15 protein-coding genes and 2 tRNA genes are annotated in these 16,490 nt (G+C 71.4%); 10 read left to right on the top strand and 7 right to left on the bottom strand.

Going from position 1 to position 16,490, the window contains the following annotated elements:
* Nucleotides 1–107: 107 nt before the first annotated feature.
* From KVS67_RS10380 to rpmH, 7 genes are all read right to left on the bottom strand, one after another.
* Nucleotides 108–1,055: a ParA family protein gene (locus KVS67_RS10380; protein WP_063189285.1), complete on the bottom strand. Its 948-nt coding sequence runs from the start codon at nucleotides 1,053–1,055 to the stop codon at nucleotides 108–110.
* 74 nt (nucleotides 1,056–1,129) lie between these two features.
* Nucleotides 1,130–1,855, bottom strand: a complete 726-nt coding sequence (rsmG, locus tag KVS67_RS10385) for a 16S rRNA (guanine(527)-N(7))-methyltransferase RsmG (RefSeq protein ID WP_020628388.1) — start codon at nucleotides 1,853–1,855, stop codon at nucleotides 1,130–1,132.
* Nucleotides 1,848–2,432: a R3H domain-containing nucleic acid-binding protein gene (locus KVS67_RS10390; RefSeq protein ID WP_043282880.1), complete on the bottom strand. Its 585-nt coding sequence runs from the start codon at nucleotides 2,430–2,432 to the stop codon at nucleotides 1,848–1,850. Before KVS67_RS10390 ends, rsmG begins: the two co-directional genes overlap by 8 nt.
* A gap of 2 nt (nucleotides 2,433–2,434) precedes the next feature.
* Nucleotides 2,435–3,433 (bottom strand): membrane protein insertase YidC, encoded by a 999-nt coding sequence (gene yidC, locus KVS67_RS10395; protein WP_010079777.1) that lies wholly within the window; start codon nucleotides 3,431–3,433, stop codon nucleotides 2,435–2,437.
* A 5-nt stretch (nucleotides 3,434–3,438) separates the two neighbouring features.
* Nucleotides 3,439–3,807, bottom strand: coding sequence for a membrane protein insertion efficiency factor YidD (gene yidD, locus KVS67_RS10400; protein ID WP_020628390.1), 369 nt, complete (start codon nucleotides 3,805–3,807; stop codon nucleotides 3,439–3,441).
* Nucleotides 3,808–4,206, bottom strand: a complete 399-nt coding sequence (rnpA, locus tag KVS67_RS10405; protein WP_020628391.1) for a ribonuclease P protein component — start codon at nucleotides 4,204–4,206, stop codon at nucleotides 3,808–3,810. It abuts the gene before it with no gap.
* A 28-nt stretch (nucleotides 4,207–4,234) separates the two neighbouring features.
* Nucleotides 4,235–4,372, bottom strand: a complete 138-nt coding sequence (gene rpmH / locus KVS67_RS10410; RefSeq protein WP_002856443.1) for a 50S ribosomal protein L34 — start codon at nucleotides 4,370–4,372, stop codon at nucleotides 4,235–4,237.
* A 342-nt stretch (nucleotides 4,373–4,714) separates the two neighbouring features.
* Here rpmH and dnaA point away from each other — a divergent pair, with 342 nt between their 5' ends.
* From dnaA to KVS67_RS10460, 10 genes are all read left to right on the top strand, one after another.
* Complete coding sequence (gene dnaA / locus KVS67_RS10415; RefSeq protein WP_044659943.1) at nucleotides 4,715–6,262, top strand: chromosomal replication initiator protein DnaA; 1,548 nt, start codon at nucleotides 4,715–4,717, stop codon at nucleotides 6,260–6,262.
* Nucleotides 6,263–7,013: 751 nt separating this feature from the next.
* Nucleotides 7,014–8,129, top strand: a complete 1,116-nt coding sequence (gene dnaN, locus KVS67_RS10420) for a DNA polymerase III subunit beta (protein ID WP_002856446.1) — start codon at nucleotides 7,014–7,016, stop codon at nucleotides 8,127–8,129.
* 21 nt (nucleotides 8,130–8,150) lie between these two features.
* Complete coding sequence (gene recF / locus KVS67_RS10425) at nucleotides 8,151–9,365, top strand: DNA replication/repair protein RecF (RefSeq protein WP_063189287.1); 1,215 nt, start codon at nucleotides 8,151–8,153, stop codon at nucleotides 9,363–9,365.
* Nucleotides 9,358–9,921 (top strand): DUF721 domain-containing protein, encoded by a 564-nt coding sequence (locus tag KVS67_RS10430; RefSeq protein ID WP_063189289.1) that lies wholly within the window; start codon nucleotides 9,358–9,360, stop codon nucleotides 9,919–9,921. The genes recF and KVS67_RS10430 overlap by 8 nt, the downstream gene beginning before the upstream one ends.
* Before the next feature lie 356 nt (nucleotides 9,922–10,277).
* Complete coding sequence (gene gyrB, locus KVS67_RS10435; RefSeq protein WP_368669049.1) at nucleotides 10,278–12,440, top strand: DNA topoisomerase (ATP-hydrolyzing) subunit B; 2,163 nt, start codon at nucleotides 10,278–10,280, stop codon at nucleotides 12,438–12,440.
* A gap of 68 nt (nucleotides 12,441–12,508) precedes the next feature.
* Entirely contained in the window at nucleotides 12,509–15,205 is a 2,697-nt protein-coding gene (gene gyrA / locus KVS67_RS10440; RefSeq protein ID WP_080981672.1) for a DNA gyrase subunit A, read from the top strand.
* Nucleotides 15,202–15,702 (top strand): DUF3566 domain-containing protein, encoded by a 501-nt coding sequence (locus KVS67_RS10445; RefSeq protein WP_010079768.1) that lies wholly within the window; start codon nucleotides 15,202–15,204, stop codon nucleotides 15,700–15,702. The genes gyrA and KVS67_RS10445 overlap by 4 nt, the downstream gene beginning before the upstream one ends.
* Nucleotides 15,703–15,802: 100 nt before the next feature.
* A tRNA-Ile gene (locus KVS67_RS10450) sits at nucleotides 15,803–15,876 on the top strand.
* Nucleotides 15,877–15,934: 58 nt separating this feature from the next.
* On the top strand, nucleotides 15,935–16,096 hold the full coding sequence (locus KVS67_RS10455; RefSeq protein WP_010079767.1) for a hypothetical protein: 162 nt from the start codon (nucleotides 15,935–15,937) through the stop codon (nucleotides 16,094–16,096).
* An 11-nt stretch (nucleotides 16,097–16,107) separates the two neighbouring features.
* Nucleotides 16,108–16,180: transfer RNA gene (locus KVS67_RS10460), tRNA-Ala, on the top strand.
* Nucleotides 16,181–16,490: the final 310 nt, after the last annotated feature.

The raw sequence follows: 16,490 nt of genomic DNA on the forward strand, positions 1-16,490 counted from the left end.
GGGCCACGCTCACTCACGACGAAGCCCGCCGGGGGGTCGCTCCCTCCGGCGGGCTTCGTCGTCGTCAGCAGCGCCACCCGGCGACCACCGCAGCGGCCGCCTGGGCGTCAGCCCTTCAGGGCCGTCGGCGCACCGCGGCCGGCGATCTCCGCGGCCGCCTCCCGGTACGCCACGGCGCCGGCCGAGGTCGGGTCGTAGGTCAGCACCGTCTGCTGATAGCTGGGGGCCTCGGAGATGCGGACGTTGCGGGGGATCGCGGTGTTCAGCAGCTGCTCCGGGAAGTGCGTCCGGACCTCCTCCGCCACCTGCACGGCGAGGTTGGTCCGCGCGTCGAACATCGTCAGCAGGATGGTGCTCACCTGGAGGCGCGGGTTCAGGTGTTTCTGGATCATCTGCACGTTCTTGAGCAGCTGCGAGAGGCCCTCGAGGGCGTAGTACTCGGCCTGGATCGGGATGAGCACCTCCTCGGCCGCCACGAACGCGTTGACCGTCAGCAGGCCCAGGGACGGCGGGCAGTCGATGAACACGTAGTCCAGCCGCTCCTGCCCGACCTCCTCGCGCCAGGCGGTGTACGCCTCGAGAGCCCGCGACAGTCGCTGTTCGCGGGCCACCAGGGAGACCAGCTCGATCTCGGCACCGGCCAGGTCGATGGTCGCGGGCACCACCTGAAGGCCATCTACGTCCGGGGCGTCCTGCACCACGTCCTGGATCTCCATCTCGCCCAGGAGCACGTCGTACACGGAGGCCACGTCTCCGGTGTGGGGGATGTTCAGCGCGGTGGACGCATTGCCCTGCGGGTCGATGTCCACCACCATCACCCGCATGCCCGCGCGGGCGAGGGCCGCGGCCAGGTTGACCGTCGTCGTCGTCTTGCCGACGCCGCCCTTCTGGTTGGACGTCGTGAACACGCGGGTGCGGTCGGGGCGCGTCAGACGGCGACGCTGGAGCCGCGCGGGCTCCTCGGCGTCGGCGCCGCCCTTCTCGGCGGTCCGGCCGGTCCACTTCTGGCGCAGGGCCCTCCAGGCCCCACCCCGGCTCTCCTGCTCCTGCGCCATGCGGCTCTACCTCCTGGGTCGCGGGTGTGCGGATCTGCTGCCGCCCGGCCCGTCCCGTCCCGGTGGGGGAGGGGTCAGCGGGGACGCGCGCTGACGCGCACGACGGTGGTGGTCTCGGGCAGCAGGCCCTCGCCCACCGTGAGGATCTCGGGCTCGGCACCACCATACTTGCGCAGGACCTTGCGGGCGGCGGCGATCTCGTCGGCCGCGGAGCGGCCCTTGATGGCCAGCAGCTCCCCGGCGCCCTGCAGCATCGGCATGGCCAGCGGCACGAGGGTCTTCAGCGCGGACACGGCGCGGGCGGTCACGACGTCGACGTCGAGGTTCCCGGAGACCTGCTCGGCACGGCCGCGGATCACGTCCACGTTCTCCAGGCCGAGGTCGGCGACCACCCTGTCCAGCCACTCCACGCGCCGCTCGAGCGGCTCGATGAGCAGGAACTGGCAGTCGGGGCGCGCGAGCGCGAGGCACAGGCCGGGCAGGCCCGCGCCGGAGCCGACGTCGGCCACGAGCGCGCCCTGCGGGAGGAGCTCCTCGACCACGGCGCAGTTCAGGACGTGGCGCTCCCAGAGACGGGGTGCCTCGCGCGGGCCGATCAGGCCCCACTCGATGCCGGTGTCCGCCAGGTGGGCCACGTATGCCTCGGCCCGGGGGAGGGCCTCGCCGAACAGCTCGACGGCGGCCGGCCGCAGCGCGTCGGTCAGCGGCGGCGCCGGCTGCCCCACGGGCGCGGGGCGGTCGCCCCGGTCCTGCGGATCCAGCCCGGGGCGCCGCTCGTAGGCCGAGCCCCGCTCAGTCATCGGCGGAGATGACCACGTGCCGGCGGGCGCCCTCGCCCTCCGACTCGGAGGTCAGGCCGGCGTCCGCGACGACGTCGTGGACGATCTTGCGCTCGTACGCGCCCATGGGCTCGAGGTGCACGGGACCCTCGCCGGCGCGGACGCGCTCGACGGCCGCCTGGGCGGCGGTGCGCAGGGCGACGTTGCGGCGCTCCCGGTGCCCGCAGACGTCCAGGATCAGCCGGGAGCGGTGCCCCGTGGCGGCGAGCACGGCCAGCCGGACGAGCTCCTGCAGGGCCTCCAGGGTGCGGCCGTCGGGGCCGACGAGGCCGTCCAGGCGCTCATCGTGGTCCTCGGAGACGACGGACACGTACGTGCGCCCGTCGCGGACCTCGATGTCGATGTCCCCGTCCAGGTCCGCGATGTCGAGCAGCTCCTCGACGTAGTCCGCGGCGACGTCGCCCTCCTCCTCGAGGCGGCGCACCGCCTCCGAGACGGCGGCACCGTCCTGCTCCGCGACGCGAGAGCCCTGGCCCACGGGGGTCTCGACGACGGCGTCCTCGGCCTCGGGGGCCGGGGTCACGTTCTCGGCGGACATGCTCACTTCCTCCTGCGGTTCTTGCGCTGGGGCTGGACGCGCTGACCCGACTGGCGGACGACCTCACCGTTCAGCACGGCACCGCCGCGGCCCGCCTGGGTGTGCGCGGACGAGGGCGTGGCCTCGGCGTTCGACACCTTCTGGCCCACGGGGGGCAGGCCCTTGGCGGCGCGGCGCTCGTTGAGCTCCTTCTCGGCGAGGGAGCCCGGGGTCGGGTTGTTGCGGATGATCCACCACTGCTGGCCGACGGCCCAGAAGTTGGAGTAGGTCCAGTACAGGAGCACGCCGATCGGGAAGTTGATGCCGCCGATGCCGAAGATCAGGGGCATGGCGTAGAGCATGATCTGCTGCGTCTGCATCATGGGCCCGGAGAGGGCCTGCTGCGTCATGTTCTTCGTCATGAGCATCTTCTGCATGAAGAACATCGAGCCCGACATGAGCAGGATCAGCACGATCGCCGTGACGATCACGGGCCCGCTGCCCGGCGCGCCGAGCGAGTTCATGAAGGTGTCCGACATGCGGGCGCCGAAGATCGTGGAGCCCTCGAAGGAGCGGATCTGGTCCGCGGACAGGGCGTCCATGGCCTCGCCGCGCTCCGCCGCGCCGCGGGCGCCGATCAGCACCTGGTAGAGCGCGAAGAAGAACGGCATCTGGATCAGCAGCGGCAGGCAGGCGGCGAACGGGTTCGCCTTGTGCTCCTTCATGAGCGCCTGCTGCTCCATGGCCATGGCCTGGCGGGAGAGCTGGTCCTTCTTGCCCTTGTACTTGGCCTGCAGCTTCTGCAGCTCGGGCTGGATGGCCTGCATGGCGCGCTGCGCCTTGATCTGCTTGACGAACAGCGGGATCAGCAGGGTGCGGATGAGCACCACCAGCAGGAGGATGGACAGGGCCCACGTCCAGCCGGAGTCCGCGGGCAGGCCCGCAAACTCCAGGATGCTGTGGAACGCCCCGAGCAGCCAGGACATCAGCCAGCGGAACGGGGAGAGGATGGCTTCGAACATGGGGGTCAATCCTCCTGCGGGAGATCAGGTGGGATGGGAGGGTGGTTCAGGGTGAGGATGCGCGGCTGCCGGCCCGGCGGCCAGCGTCGGTGCCCGGGCGGGACCGGGTCCACGCCGCCGTCGTTCCAGGGATGGCACCGGCCGATGCGCCGCGCGGCGAGCCACGACCCCTTGACCGCGCCGTGCACGTGCACGGCCTCCAGCCCGTAGGCGGAGCAGCTGGGGAAGAACCGGCACACGGGTCCGTACAGCGGGGAGACCACGGCCCGATAGACCGTGAGCAGGCCGGCCAGCAGGGCGGACGGCAGCGCGCGCAGCGGCCCCCACTCACGGGAGGGCTCGAGCACGACGAAGGGCGAGGGCGTGACGGTCATCTACGCGGGCTCCGAGGCGGCGGGCAGATGCGGCTTCAGGGCCTTGCCGAGCGCGCCGACGGTCTCGCGGCGCAGCAGCGCGTAGTCCGCCTCGGCGGCGGCCGGCAGCGCGCGGACCTGCACCAGAACCGGCAGGTCGCGCAGCGGGGGCAGGCGCATCTGATCCGCGACGACGGCGCGCAGCCGCCGCTTCACCCGGTTGCGGGTCACCGCGTTCCCCACGGCCTTGGACACGACGAACCCGGCCCGCGGCCGAGGGGCGCTCGGCGACGTGGACCGGGTCTGATCGGGGTCCGTGGCGACGCTCACCACGACGGTGCGCCGACCCGCGCGGGTGCCGGTGCGACCGAGGTGACGGAACTCCGCGGGCGTGCGGACGCGACGGTCACGGGGCAGCACGGGGCGCGCCGTCCCTGGACCGAGGTCCTCAGGCGGACAGCTCGGCGCGGTTCTTGCCGCGGCGAGCGGACAGGATGGCGCGGCCGGCGCGGGTGCGCATGCGGGCACGGAAGCCGTGCTTGCGGGCACGACGGCGGTTGTTGGGCTGGAACGTGCGCTTGGTCACTGTGATCTCTCCACGACGTGTTGTGTGCCTTCGACCGTCGACCTGAGCAGGTGGACCAGGGGGAAGGACCGGTGAGGCTCTGACATGAAATCCCCGGCGGGCACGATCAACCGACACCCGGGGGACCAGACAACTCTAGTGGCCGGGGTACGCAGGGGTCAAACGGGTGCGCGCGGATCCCGGACGCCCGTGGGCGCCCGGGACGGTCGTCCACAGGATGATAGGGGTTGTCCACCGTCTGTGCACAACCCTGTGGACAACCGTTAGACTCCGAGCACCGTCGTCCGTCTCGCGCAGCCGCCCCCGTCCTCGGGGACGTCTGCCCCAGGAAAGGAAGCCTCCGTGGTGGCAGACCAGGCCGTGCTCAGCTCGTGGCGCTCCGTCGTGGGCTCCCTCGAGGACGACGCGCGGGTCAGCGCCCGCCTCATGGGCTTCGTCTACCTGGCCCAGCCGCAGGGCCTCATCGGCAACACGCTCCTGCTGGCCGTGCCGAACGAGACCACCCGCGAGACGCTCCAGGGCACCCAGGTGGCCGACGCCCTCACGGACGCCCTGACCAAGGAGTTCCGCGAGGAGATCCTGCTGGCCATCTCGATCGACGCGAACCTGCAGCCGCCGCGGACCCCCTCGTCCGAGGCCCGCCGCTCCTCCCTCGCGGGCGGACCGGCCGCCGCCGCGGTGCCGGACGTCGAGCTGCCCCCGGCCGCGACCGCCGCCACCTCCCGCCGCGCCGTCGCCGAGGAGCTGCCGGGCTTCCGCATCGAGCCGCCGGCCGACGTCGCGCCCGCTGCGACCGCGGCCCCGAGCGGGAACGGCAAGCCGACCCCCGCGCCGCCGTCGACGTCCGCGGAGACCAGCCGCCTCAACGACCGCTACCACTTCGAGACGTTCGTGATCGGCTCGTCCAACCGGTTCGCGCACGCCGCCGCGAACGCGGTGGCCGAGGCGCCGGCGAAGGCGTACAACCCGCTGTTCATCTACGGCGAGTCCGGCCTGGGCAAGACGCACCTGCTGCACGCGATCGGGCACTACGCCCGTCGCCTCTACCCGGGCCTGCGGGTGCGGTACGTGAACTCGGAGGAGTTCACCAACGACTTCATCAACTCCATCCGCCACGACGAGGGCGCCTCGTTCAAGCAGGTCTACCGCAACGTGGACATCCTGCTGATCGACGACATCCAGTTCCTGGCGGACAAGGAGGCGACGGTCGAGGAGTTCTTCCACACCTTCAACACGCTCTACAACAACAACAAGCAGGTGGTCATCACCTCGGACCTGCCGCCCAAGCAGCTCTCCGGGTTCGAGGACCGGCTGCGCTCCCGCTTCGAGTGGGGGCTGATCACGGACATCCAGCCGCCGGACCTCGAGACGCGCATCGCGATCCTCCGGAAGAAGGCGGAGGCCGAGGGGCTCGTGGCCCCGCCGGAGGCGCTGGAGTACATCGCCTCGCGCATCTCCACGAACATCCGCGAGCTCGAGGGCGCGCTGATCCGCGTGACCGCGTTCGCCTCGCTCAACCGGCAGACCGTGGACATCGAGCTGGCCGAGCATGTGCTCAAGGACCTGATCACGGACGAGACGGCGCACGAGATCACCCCGGAGCTGATCCTGCACGCCACGGGGGAGTACTTCAATCTCACCCTCGAGGAGCTGACCAGCAAGTCCCGCACCCGCACGCTGGTGACGGCGCGGCAGATCGCCATGTACCTGCTGCGCGAGCTGACCGAGATGTCGCTGCCCAAGATCGGTCAGGTCCTGGGCGGCCGCGACCACACCACCGTCATCCACGCGGACCGCAAGATCCGCGAGCTGATGGCCGAGCGGCGGACGATCTACAACCAGGTCACCGAGCTCACCAACGAGATCAAGCGGAAGCAGCGCGGCGCCTGAGCCACCCGCTGTCCCACCCTCGAGTCCCGGTTCGAACCTTCGACCGGGACTCGAGCCTTCTTCCACATTGTCCACCGGTGTGGACAACTCTGTGGAGAACCCCCGGTGCTGTGGACAACCTCCGCCCCTGTGGATGGCGGAATCAGGCCGCTCACGCCGCGTCCACACCCCTGGGGACGACGACGATGCCCAGGCTGGTGAATCACACGGGTGTCATTCGATGGTCCACACGTATCCACAGATCTCCACAGCCGAAAACCGCATGATGTCGCGGGTTTCGACGGGTGTGGACGCACCCTGTGGACAGGAATGTGGACAACTGGGGGGTGGATCCGGGGACGAGTCTGGACAACCCCGGTCGGGCCTGTGCAGAGCGGGGGGAGGGCCTCCGAGGCCCGTCCACATCGGATGCACACCCCGAACGAGCGGGCGTCCACACGGTTCCCCCAACCGGATCCGCATGGTGCCGCGGCAGAACGGCGTTCTCCACAGGATCCACACCCGCTACCACTCCTTCTGATCCCTCTGGAGAGATCCCGCCAAGCAACATCAACTCCGCCGTCCCGCACCGAGCTGAGCGCCTCGAGGGCCCGGGCTGCGCCCGGGCGCCCGAGATCCGTGGAATCACACCGCTGTCATTCGTCTGCGACCTGACACCCGCCGCGCGGACCGCCTATGCTGAGGCCCGCGTGTCGCCGTTCCCCCCGGGCCCGCAACCCCCGTCATCACCCCCAGAGAGGCAGTGCAGCTCGTGAAGTTCACCGTCGAACGCGACATCCTCACCGACGCCGTCTCCTGGGCCGCCCGCTCCCTGTCCCCGCGCCCGCCGGTGCCGGTGCTCTCGGGCCTGCTGATCACGGCCGAGGCCGGCGTCGTGTCCATCGCGAGCTTCGACTACGAGACCTCCGCGCGCCTGGAGATCGAGGCCGACGTCGAGACCGCGGGCCAGGTGCTCGTCTCCGGCCGCCTGCTGAACGACATCGTCCGCTCCCTGCCGCAGGCCCAGGTCACGGTGGAGCTCGACGGCGGCAAGGTGCTCGTCACCTGCCGCTCCTCCCGCTTCGCCCTGGCCACGATGCCCGTGGGCGACTACCCGGCCCTGCCCGAGCTGCCGGCCCCCGCGGGCACCGTGGACGGGGCCGCGTTCGCCCACGCCGTCGCCCAGGTCACCGTCGCCGCCTCCAAGGACGACACCCTGCCGATCCTCACCGCCGTGAAGGTGGAGATCGAGGGCGACACCATGACCTTCCTGGCCACGGACCGCTACCGGCTGGCCATGAAGGAGATTCGCTGGACCCCGGCGGACCCGTCCCTCTCGACGTCGCTGCTCATCAAGGCGCGCACGCTCACCGAGGTCGCCAAGTCCCTCGGCTCCGGCGGCGACCTGGAGATCCTGCTCGGCCAGACCGCCGACCTCGTGGGCTTCGCCTCCGGCGGCCGCCGCACCACCTCCGTGCTTGTGGACGGCGAGTACCCCAAGATCCGCTCGCTCTTCCCCGAGTCCAGCCCCATCCAGGCCGTGGTGGACACCGCCGCCCTGGTCGAGGCGTCCCGCCGCGTGGCCCTCGTGGCCGAGCGCAACACCGCCCTGCGCATGGTGTTCACGGACGGCCAGGTCACCCTGGACGCCGGCACCGGCGACGACGCGAGCGCCAACGAGTCCGTGCCGTGCACGCTCGAGGGCGAGGACATCACCGTGGCGTTCAACCCGTCCTACCTCTCCGAGGGCCTGGCCGTGGTGGACCAGCCGCAGGTGCGCTTCGCGTTCACGTCCGCGCCCAAGCCCGCCCTGCTCACCGGCGTGAACCAGGAGGACGGCGTCGTCTCCGACTACCGCTACCTCGTGATGCCGGTGCGCATCGCCTGACGCAGGGGGCTGGACGCTCCCGTGTACCTGTCCCACCTCACCGTCGCGGACTTCCGGTCCTACCGCTGGGCCGACCTGGAGCTGACGCCGGGGTCCACGGTGCTGCTCGGGGCCAACGGGGTGGGCAAGACCAACCTCGTGGAGGCGATCGGCTACCTCGGCGCCCAGCAGTCGCACCGGGTCAGCTCGGACGCGCAGCTCGTGCGCTTCGGCCGGGACCGGGCCCGGATCGCCGGGCGCGTGCACCGCGGATCGCGCGCCGTCGCCCTCGAGCTGGAGATCCTGCCGGGCCGGTCCAACCGGGTGGCCATCAACCGCGGCGCCCCCGTGCGGGCGAAGGAGGGCCTCGGGATCCTGCGCACCGTGGTCTTCGCCCCGGAGGACCTGAGCCTCGTGACGGGGGAGCCGGGCGGCCGCCGTCGTCTCCTCGACCAGCTCATGGTGCAGCTGCGTCCGGCCCTCGGCGAGGCCGCCGCCGACTACGAACGCGTGCTGCGCCAGCGCAACGCCCTGCTCAAGTCGAGCCGCGGCTCTCGCCGCTGGGGCCCCGAGGAGGACGCGACCCTCGCCGTCTGGGACGAGCACCTCTGCGCCGCCGGCGCCCGCCTGCTCCACGGCCGCCTGCACGTGCTGCGCCTGCTGGCCCGCCCCCTCCAGGAGATGTACGCCGCACTGACCAACGGCTCCAAGGCGGCGGCCTACGCCTACGAGTCCACCGTCCCGCTGGCCCGCGGCACCCACGCGGAGGTCCCGGCCGTGGCGGACCTGGCCGCGGACATGCGCCGGACGCTCGAGGCCCAGCGGGAGGAGGAGCGGGCGCGGGCGCTCACCCTGGTGGGCCCGCACCGGGACGAGCTCGCCCTCTTCCTGGGCCCGGCGCCCGCGCGCGGCTACGCCTCCCACGGGGAGACGTGGTCGCTGGCGCTCGCCCTGCGCATGGCGGCCTACGACGTGCTCGTGGCGGACGACCCGGACCCCGACGCCCGCCCCGTCCTGATCCTGGACGACGTGTTCGCGGAGCTCGACGCCGCCCGTCGCCGCCGCCTCGCCGCGCTCGTGCACCGGGCCGAGCAGGTGATCGTCACGGCCGCCGCGCTCGAGGACGTCCCCGAGGAGCTCACGGCCCACCGCGTGCTCATCCGCCAGGACGCGGAGGGCTCCGAGGCCGTGGCCGCCGCGGCCCCCGTGGAGGGCGACATCCGCGAGCCCCGGCGCAAGGGCGGCGCCGATGGCTGAGACCCCCGCCCCGTTCGAGCCGGACCGGCCGGACCTGGCGCTCGTGCAGCTGCGTCGGGTCCGCGAGGCCGCCCGGGAGCGGGGCGAGGCGCCGCTGCGGGCGCGGGGGACGGGCGCGGGCCTGGCCGGGGCCATGGCGGGCACGACGACGGCCGGCCGGGAGCGGCAGGACCGTCGGCGCCCGTTCGGGGGTGCGGACCGGGACCCGGCCACGGTGTCCACCGTGTTCGGCCGGCTCATCCGCGACCGCGGCTGGTCCACCCCCGTGGCGGTCGGCTCCGTGCTCACCCGCTGGGCCGAGCTGGTGGGGCCGGAGATCGCGCTGCACTGCCGCCCGGAGAGCTTCGAGGACTCCGTGGTGCGGGTCCGGACGAGCTCCACCGCGTGGGCCACGCAGCTGCGCCTGATGAGCCCCGTGCTCCTGCAGCGCTTCGACGAGGCGCTCGGGCCCGGCGTCGTGACCCGCATCGAGGTGGCGGGGCCGCAGGCCCCGAGCTGGCGCAAGGGGCCGCGCACCGTGCGCGGCGGCCGCGGGCCGCGCGACACCTACGGCTGAGTCCGTGGCCGCCTCCGCGCCGCCCGACGGCGTCCCGGACGCGGCGAGGCCATGGGCGCCGCTCTGGCGCGCTCACAGGGTCGGTGACGGCCCGGGAGGCATGGGCGGTCTCCTGCGCACGTCCTGAGCCGTGTCCCTGGCCGCTGAGCGGGTGTTCTCCCGCGGCGGACCCCCGTCGATGCGGGCCCTCGGGGTGCCAGGCGGTACACTGGGACCAGTGAAAGGGGCCGGCCTTCGTCCGTCCCCCGCCCCCGTGGATCTGCGGGAGCGTGTCGCGTGCCGGTTATGTCCGGGCGGCGGCGCGCGCCTGCGCGCGGGTCGACCCTGCCGCCGACGTCCGAGGAAGTGAGCCACCCGTGGTTGACGCCATGCCCGAGAACCCCGCGGAGGAGCCGACCGCCGCGTCGGCCGCGCCGAACCCGGAGGCCGTGCCGGACGCCGTCGGGCAGCCCGAGGCCCCGGTGAAGGACCGGAAGGTGCCCGGTGAGTACGGCGCCAGCGCCATCACCGTGCTCGAGGGCCTCGAGGCCGTCCGCAAGCGCCCCGGCATGTACATCGGCTCCACCGGGCCGCGGGGCCTGCATCACCTCGTGTACGAGGTCGTGGACAACTCCGTGGACGAGGCGCTGGCCGGCTACGCCACCGGCATCGACGTCACGCTGCAGGCCGACGGCGGCGTGCGCGTGGCGGACGACGGCCGCGGCATCCCCGTGGACCTGCACCCCACCGAGGGGAGGCCGACCGTCGAGGTCGTCATGACGATCCTGCACGCCGGCGGCAAGTTCGGCGGTGGCGGCTACGCCGTCTCGGGCGGCCTGCACGGCGTGGGCATCTCCGTGGTCAACGCGCTCTCCCGCCGCGTGGACACCGAGGTCCGCCGTCAGGGGCACGTGTGGCGCCTGTCCTTCGCGGACGGCGGCGTGCCCCAGGGCGAGCTGGTGAAGGGGGAGGCCACGGACGCCACGGGCACCGTGCAGACGTTCTACCCGGACCCGGCGATCTTCGACTCGATCGAGTTCGACTACGAGACCCTGCGCGCCCGCTTCCAGCAGATGGCCTTCCTCAACAGGGGCCTGCGCATCACCCTCACGGACGAGCGCGTCCAGGAGTCCAACGAGGTCGTCGACGACGAGATCGCGGGCGAGGGCGCCGCCGGTGAAGACGTCGCGGAGAACGGCCTGGCGGAGGACGCGGAGCAGGAACCCCAGCGCCGCTCCGTCACCTACCTGTACGAGAACGGCCTGCTCGACTACGTCCAGCACCTCAACTCCGCCAAGAAGGTCGAGTACGTCCACGACGACGTCATCGCGTTCGAGGCCGAGGACGTCTCGGACGGCCGCTCCATGGCCGTCGAGGTGGCCATGCAGTGGACCTCCGCCTACTCGGAGTCCGTGCACACCTACGCGAACACGATCAACACCCACGAGGGCGGCACCCACGAGGAGGGCTTCCGCGCCGCGCTGACCTCCCTGGTCAACCGCTACGCGCGGGAGAAGGAGATCCTCAAACCCAAGGAGGACAACCTCACGGGCGAGGACATCCGCGAGGGCCTGACCGCCGTGATCTCCGTGAAGCTCTCCGAGCCGCAGTTCGAGGGCCAGACCAAGACCAAGCTCGGCAACTCCGAGGCCCGCGGGTTCGTGTCCAAGGCGGTCACGGACCACCTCGGCGACTGGTTCGAGCGCAATCCGGGCCCGGCCAAGGAGATCATCCGCAAGGCCATCATGGCCTCGCACGCCCGCCTGGCCGCCCGCAAGGCCCGGGACAACGCGCGCCGCAAGTCCCCGCTGGAGTCCTTCGGCATGCCCGGCAAGCTGGCCGACTGCTCCTCGAAGGACCCCGCGCGCTGCGAGGTGTACATCGTGGAGGGCGACTCCGCCGGCGGCTCGGCCAAGCAGGGCCGCAACCCGGAGACGCAGGCCATCCTGCCGCTGCGCGGCAAGATCCTGAACGTGGAGCGCGCCCGCCTGGACAAGGCCCTCGGCAACGCCGAGATCCAGTCTATGATCACGGCGTTCGGCACCAACATCGGCGAGGAGTTCGACATCTCCAAGCTGCGGTACCACAAGATCGTGCTCATGGCGGACGCGGACGTGGACGGTCAGCACATCACCACGCTGCTGCTGACCGTGCTGTTCCGGTACATGCGCCCGCTCATCGAGGCCGGCCACGTGTTCCTCGCGCAGCCGCCGCTGTACCGCATCAAGTGGTCCAATGCCCCGCACGACTACGTGTTCTCGGACGAGGAGCGCGACGCCGCCGTCGAGGCCGGCCTGGCCAAGGGCTGGCGCTACCCCAAGGACAACGGCGTGCAGCGCTACAAGGGCCTGGGCGAGATGAACTACCAGGAGCTCTGGGACACCACCATGGATCCGGAGCACCGCACCCTGCTGCAGGTGACCATGGAGGACGCCGCCGCCGCGGACGCCGTCTTCTCCATGCTCATGGGCGAGGACGTGGAGTCCCGCCGCACCTTCATCCAGCAGAACGCCAAGGACATCCGCTTCCTGGACGTCTGAGCCGGACCCGCAGACCTGCCTGAGCCGACCACCCTCCCCGCCGTCAAGGGGAGCACGAGAGGACCCGCGTGAGCGACGAGACCACCCCCCAGACCCCGGACGAGCCCGTCGAGGGCGCCCCGACCCCGCAGCCCCCGCAGACCGGCCTGGACATCGAGGTCGAGCACTACGTGCTTCCCGAGGGCGCCGCCGACAAGGTCGAGCCCGTCGACCTCGAGTCGGAGATGAAGCGCTCGTACCTGGACTACGCGATGGCCGTGATCGTCGGCCGCGCGCTGCCGGACGTGCGCGACGGCCTCAAGCCCGTGCACCGTCGCGTGCTCTACGCGATGTACGACGGCGGCTACCGCCCGGACCGCGCGTTCAACAAGTCCGCCCGCGTGGTGGGCGACGTGATGGGCAACTACCACCCGCACGGCGACACCGCGATCTACGACGCCCTCGTGCGCCTCATCCAGGACTGGGTCCAGCGCTACCCGCTGGCGCTCGGCCAGGGCAACTTCGGCTCCCCGGGCAACGACGGCGCGGCCGCCCAGCGCTACACCGAGACCAAGATGGCCCCGCTGGCCATGGAGATGGTCCGGGACATCGACGAGGACACCGTCGACATGCAGGACAACTACGACGGCAAGCAGCAGGAGCCCGTCGTCCTGCCCGCCCGGTACCCGAACCTGCTGGTCAACGGCTCCTCGGGCATCGCCGTCGGCATGGCCACGAACATCCCGCCGCACAACATGCGCGAGGTGGCCGCGGGCGTGCAGTGGTACCTCGAGCACCCCGAGGCCACCCGCGAGGAGCTGCTCGAGGCGCTCCTGGCCCGCGTGCACGGCCCCGACTTCCCCACGGGCGCCCAGATCCTGGGCCGCAAGGGCATCGAGGAGGTCTACCGGACCGGCCGCGGCCCCATCACCATGCGCGCCGTGGTCAACGTGGAGGAGATCCAGGGCCGCACGTGCCTCGTGGTCACCGAGCTGCCCTACATGACCAACCCCGACAACCTCGCCGCGAAGATCGCGGAGATGGTGCGGGACGGCAAGATCAACGGCATCGCGGACATGCGCGACGAGACCTCCGGCCGCACCGGCCAGCGCCTGGTGATCGTGCTCAAGCGAGACGCCGTCGCCAAGGTGGTGCTGAACAACCTCTACAAGCACACCGAGCTGCAGTCGAACTTCTCGGCCAACATGCTCGCGCTCGTGGACGGCGTGCCGCGCACCCTGTCCCTGGACGGCTTCGTGCACCACTGGGTGAAGCACCAGATCGACGTGATCGTGCGCCGCACCGCGTTCCGCAAGCGCAAGGCCGAGGAGCGCGCGCACATCCTGCGCGGCCTGCTCAAGGCCCTGGACATGCTGGACGAGGTCATCGCGACCATCCGCCGCTCGGCCTCGGCGGACGTGGCCCGCGAGGCCCTCAAGGAGCTCCTGGACATCGACGACGTCCAGGCCCAGGCCATCCTGCAGATGCAGCTGCGCCAGCTCGCCGCCCTGGAGTCCCAGAAGATCCAGGACGAGTACGACGACCTCATGGCGAAGATCGCCGAGTACAACCGGATCCTGGAGTCCCCGCAGCGTCAGCGCGAGGTGATCTCCGAGGAGCTCGCCGAGATCGTGGCCAAGCACGGCGACGACCGCCGCACCGAGATCATGGCCGGCTTCGACGGCGACATGTCCATCGAGGACCTGATCCCCGAGGAGGAGATGGTCGTCTCCATCACCCGCGGCGGCTACGTCAAGCGCACCCGGATCGACCAGTACCGGTCCCAGGCGCGCGGTGGCAAGGGCGTGCGCGGGGCGACGCTGCGCGGCGACGACGTCGTCGAGCACTTCCTCACCGTGTCCACGCACCACTGGCTGCTGTTCTTCACGAACTTCGGCCGCGTGTACCGGATCAAGACGTACGAGCTGCTCGAGGCCGGCCGCGACGCGAAGGGCCAGCACGTGGCCAACCTGCTCGCGTTCCAGCCGGACGAGCGGATCGCCCAGATCCAGCCGCTCGTGGACTACGGCCGGGCCCCGTACCTCGTGCTCGCCACGCGCGGCGGCCTCGTGAAGAAGACGCCGCTGCTGGACTACGACACGAACCGCACCGCCGGCCTGATCGCCATCAAGCTGCGCGAGGGGGACGAGCTGGTCTCGGCCCGCGTGGTCTCGCCCGACGACGACCTCATCCTGATCTCGCACAAGGGCCAGTCCCTGCGGTTCACCGCCACGGACGAGGCGCTGCGTCCCATGGGCCGCGCGACCTCGGGCGTGACGGGCATGAAGTTCCGCGACGACGACTCCCTGCTGACGATGGACGTGGTGGAGGAGGACGGCTACGTCTTCACCGTCACGGACGGCGGCTTCGCCAAGCGCACCCACGTGGACGAGTACCGCCTGCAGAACCGCGGCGGCCTCGGCATCAAGGTCGCCAAGCTCGTGGACGACCGCGGCGAGCTCGCCGGCGGTCTCGTGGTGCGCGAGGACCAGGAGGTCCTCGTGGTGATGGCCTCGGGCAAGGTGGTGCGCTCCTCCGTCGCCGGCGTGCCGGCCAAGGGCCGCGACACGATGGGCGTGATCTTCGCCAAGCCGGACAAGCGGGACCGGATCGTCGCCGTCACCCTGAACAATGAGCAGGAGATGGAGGCGAAGGCGGACGCCGAGGCCGAGGCGGGGCCGGATGTACCCTTGGACGCAGACATCGACCCGACCGACCCCGTAGCCGCACCGGAGGACGCCCTGACGCAGGACGCCGGTGAGGGTGCAGACGGAGGAGAGCAGTGAGCACGTCCGCGTCGTCGCGTCCCGGCCAGGGGCGGAGCACCGGGAAGGCCGCCGAGCCGCGGTCCGGCCGCCCGGTGCGCAAGGCCAGCGGCTCCTCGCAGGAGGACCTGGTCCGCGCCGTCCCGAAGGCCAAGGTGCGCCGCGCCCGCCTGGTCCTGACCCGGGTGGACCCGTGGTCCGTGCTGAAGCTGGCGTTCCTGCTCTCGGTGGCGCTGGGCATCCTCACGGTGGTGGCGGCGGTGGCGCTGTACTCGCTGTCCGACGTCCTCGGGATCTTCGACAGGGTCAACGACGTGATCGGCACCGTGCTCGGCTCCGAGGCCGGGCGCTACACCGTGGCGTCCCTGGCCCCGCTGAGCACCGTGACCTCGCTGGCCACCGTGCTGGCCGTGGTCAACGTCATCCTGCTGACCGCCCTGGCCACCGTGGCCGCGCTGCTCTACAACCTCTGCGCGAGCCTCGTGGGCGGCCTCGGCGTCACGTTGACGGACGACTGAGCAGACCCTCGACGACGCCCCGCGCGGATTTGCGCGGGGCGTCGGCGCTCCTGTACAGTCATCTCCTGTTGTGAACGGCGTCAGCCGTGAGCGACGGTGAGGGCGTATAGCTCAGGCGGTTAGAGCGCTTCGCTGATAACGAAGAGGTCCCAAGTTCAAGTCTTGGTACGCCCACTCCCACCACACAGAGCCCCGGTCCGCTGGGGCTCCGTTCGTCTCCGGAGGTCTTCCCATGGGTCGACTGGCACGCGTGGCCCTCGTGGTCGGCGCCGCGGCAGCCGCCTACGGGGCGCGTCTCTGGCGGGAGAACAGTGCGGGGAAGGACGTCTGGGCCACGGCCACGGACGACCTGCCGGAGGACGCCGACGGCGTCGAGCCGGCACCGGAGGACTAACCGGTCCTCACGGGGGCATGGCGCAATTGGTAGCGCACCTGCTTTGCAAGCAGGGGGTTAGGGGTTCGAGTCCCCTTGCCTCCACCCAAAGTGTCTTACGGGAACACGCGACATCGAAAGATGTGGTGTGTTCCCGTAAGTCGTTTCTGCCCTCGTGCTCATGCTCCGCACCCGAGTCGTCACCGTCGGCGGTGCTGCCGCTCTCGCGGATGATGGTCGCGAACGGCTCGGCCAGCCTGGGGCGTAACTGCTCGTCGTCGGTGATGTCGAGCCGGGTGTAGAACGCCTGGTTCGCCAACCTGCGGTCGGCATCACCGGATCGGGCGTAGGCGCGGTGCGCGTCGGTGAGCAGCCGCAGGCTGTCGTGCAGGAACGCCCGTCCTCCGGCGTGGTG

The sequence above is a fragment of the Micrococcus sp. GbtcB5 genome (assembly GCF_019091605.1).
Taxonomy (GTDB): Bacteria; Actinomycetota; Actinomycetes; order Actinomycetales; family Micrococcaceae; genus Micrococcus; species Micrococcus luteus.

Excerpts from the sequence above, each read along its gene's own strand:
- KVS67_RS10380 (WP_063189285.1), bottom strand. The coding sequence starts at position 1,055 with ATGGCGCAGGAGCAGGAGAGCCGGGGTGGGGCCTGGAGGGCCCTGCGC.
- rsmG (WP_020628388.1), bottom strand. The coding sequence starts at position 1,855 with ATGACTGAGCGGGGCTCGGCCTACGAGCGGCGCCCCGGGCTGGATCCG.
- KVS67_RS10390 (WP_043282880.1), bottom strand. The coding sequence starts at position 2,432 with ATGTCCGCCGAGAACGTGACCCCGGCCCCCGAGGCCGAGGACGCCGTC.
- KVS67_RS10455 (WP_010079767.1), top strand. The coding sequence starts at position 15,935 with ATGGGTCGACTGGCACGCGTGGCCCTCGTGGTCGGCGCCGCGGCAGCC.
- yidD (WP_020628390.1), bottom strand. The coding sequence starts at position 3,807 with ATGACCGTCACGCCCTCGCCCTTCGTCGTGCTCGAGCCCTCCCGTGAG.
- yidC (WP_010079777.1), bottom strand. The coding sequence starts at position 3,433 with ATGTTCGAAGCCATCCTCTCCCCGTTCCGCTGGCTGATGTCCTGGCTG.
- KVS67_RS10430 (WP_063189289.1), top strand. The coding sequence starts at position 9,358 with ATGGCTGAGACCCCCGCCCCGTTCGAGCCGGACCGGCCGGACCTGGCG.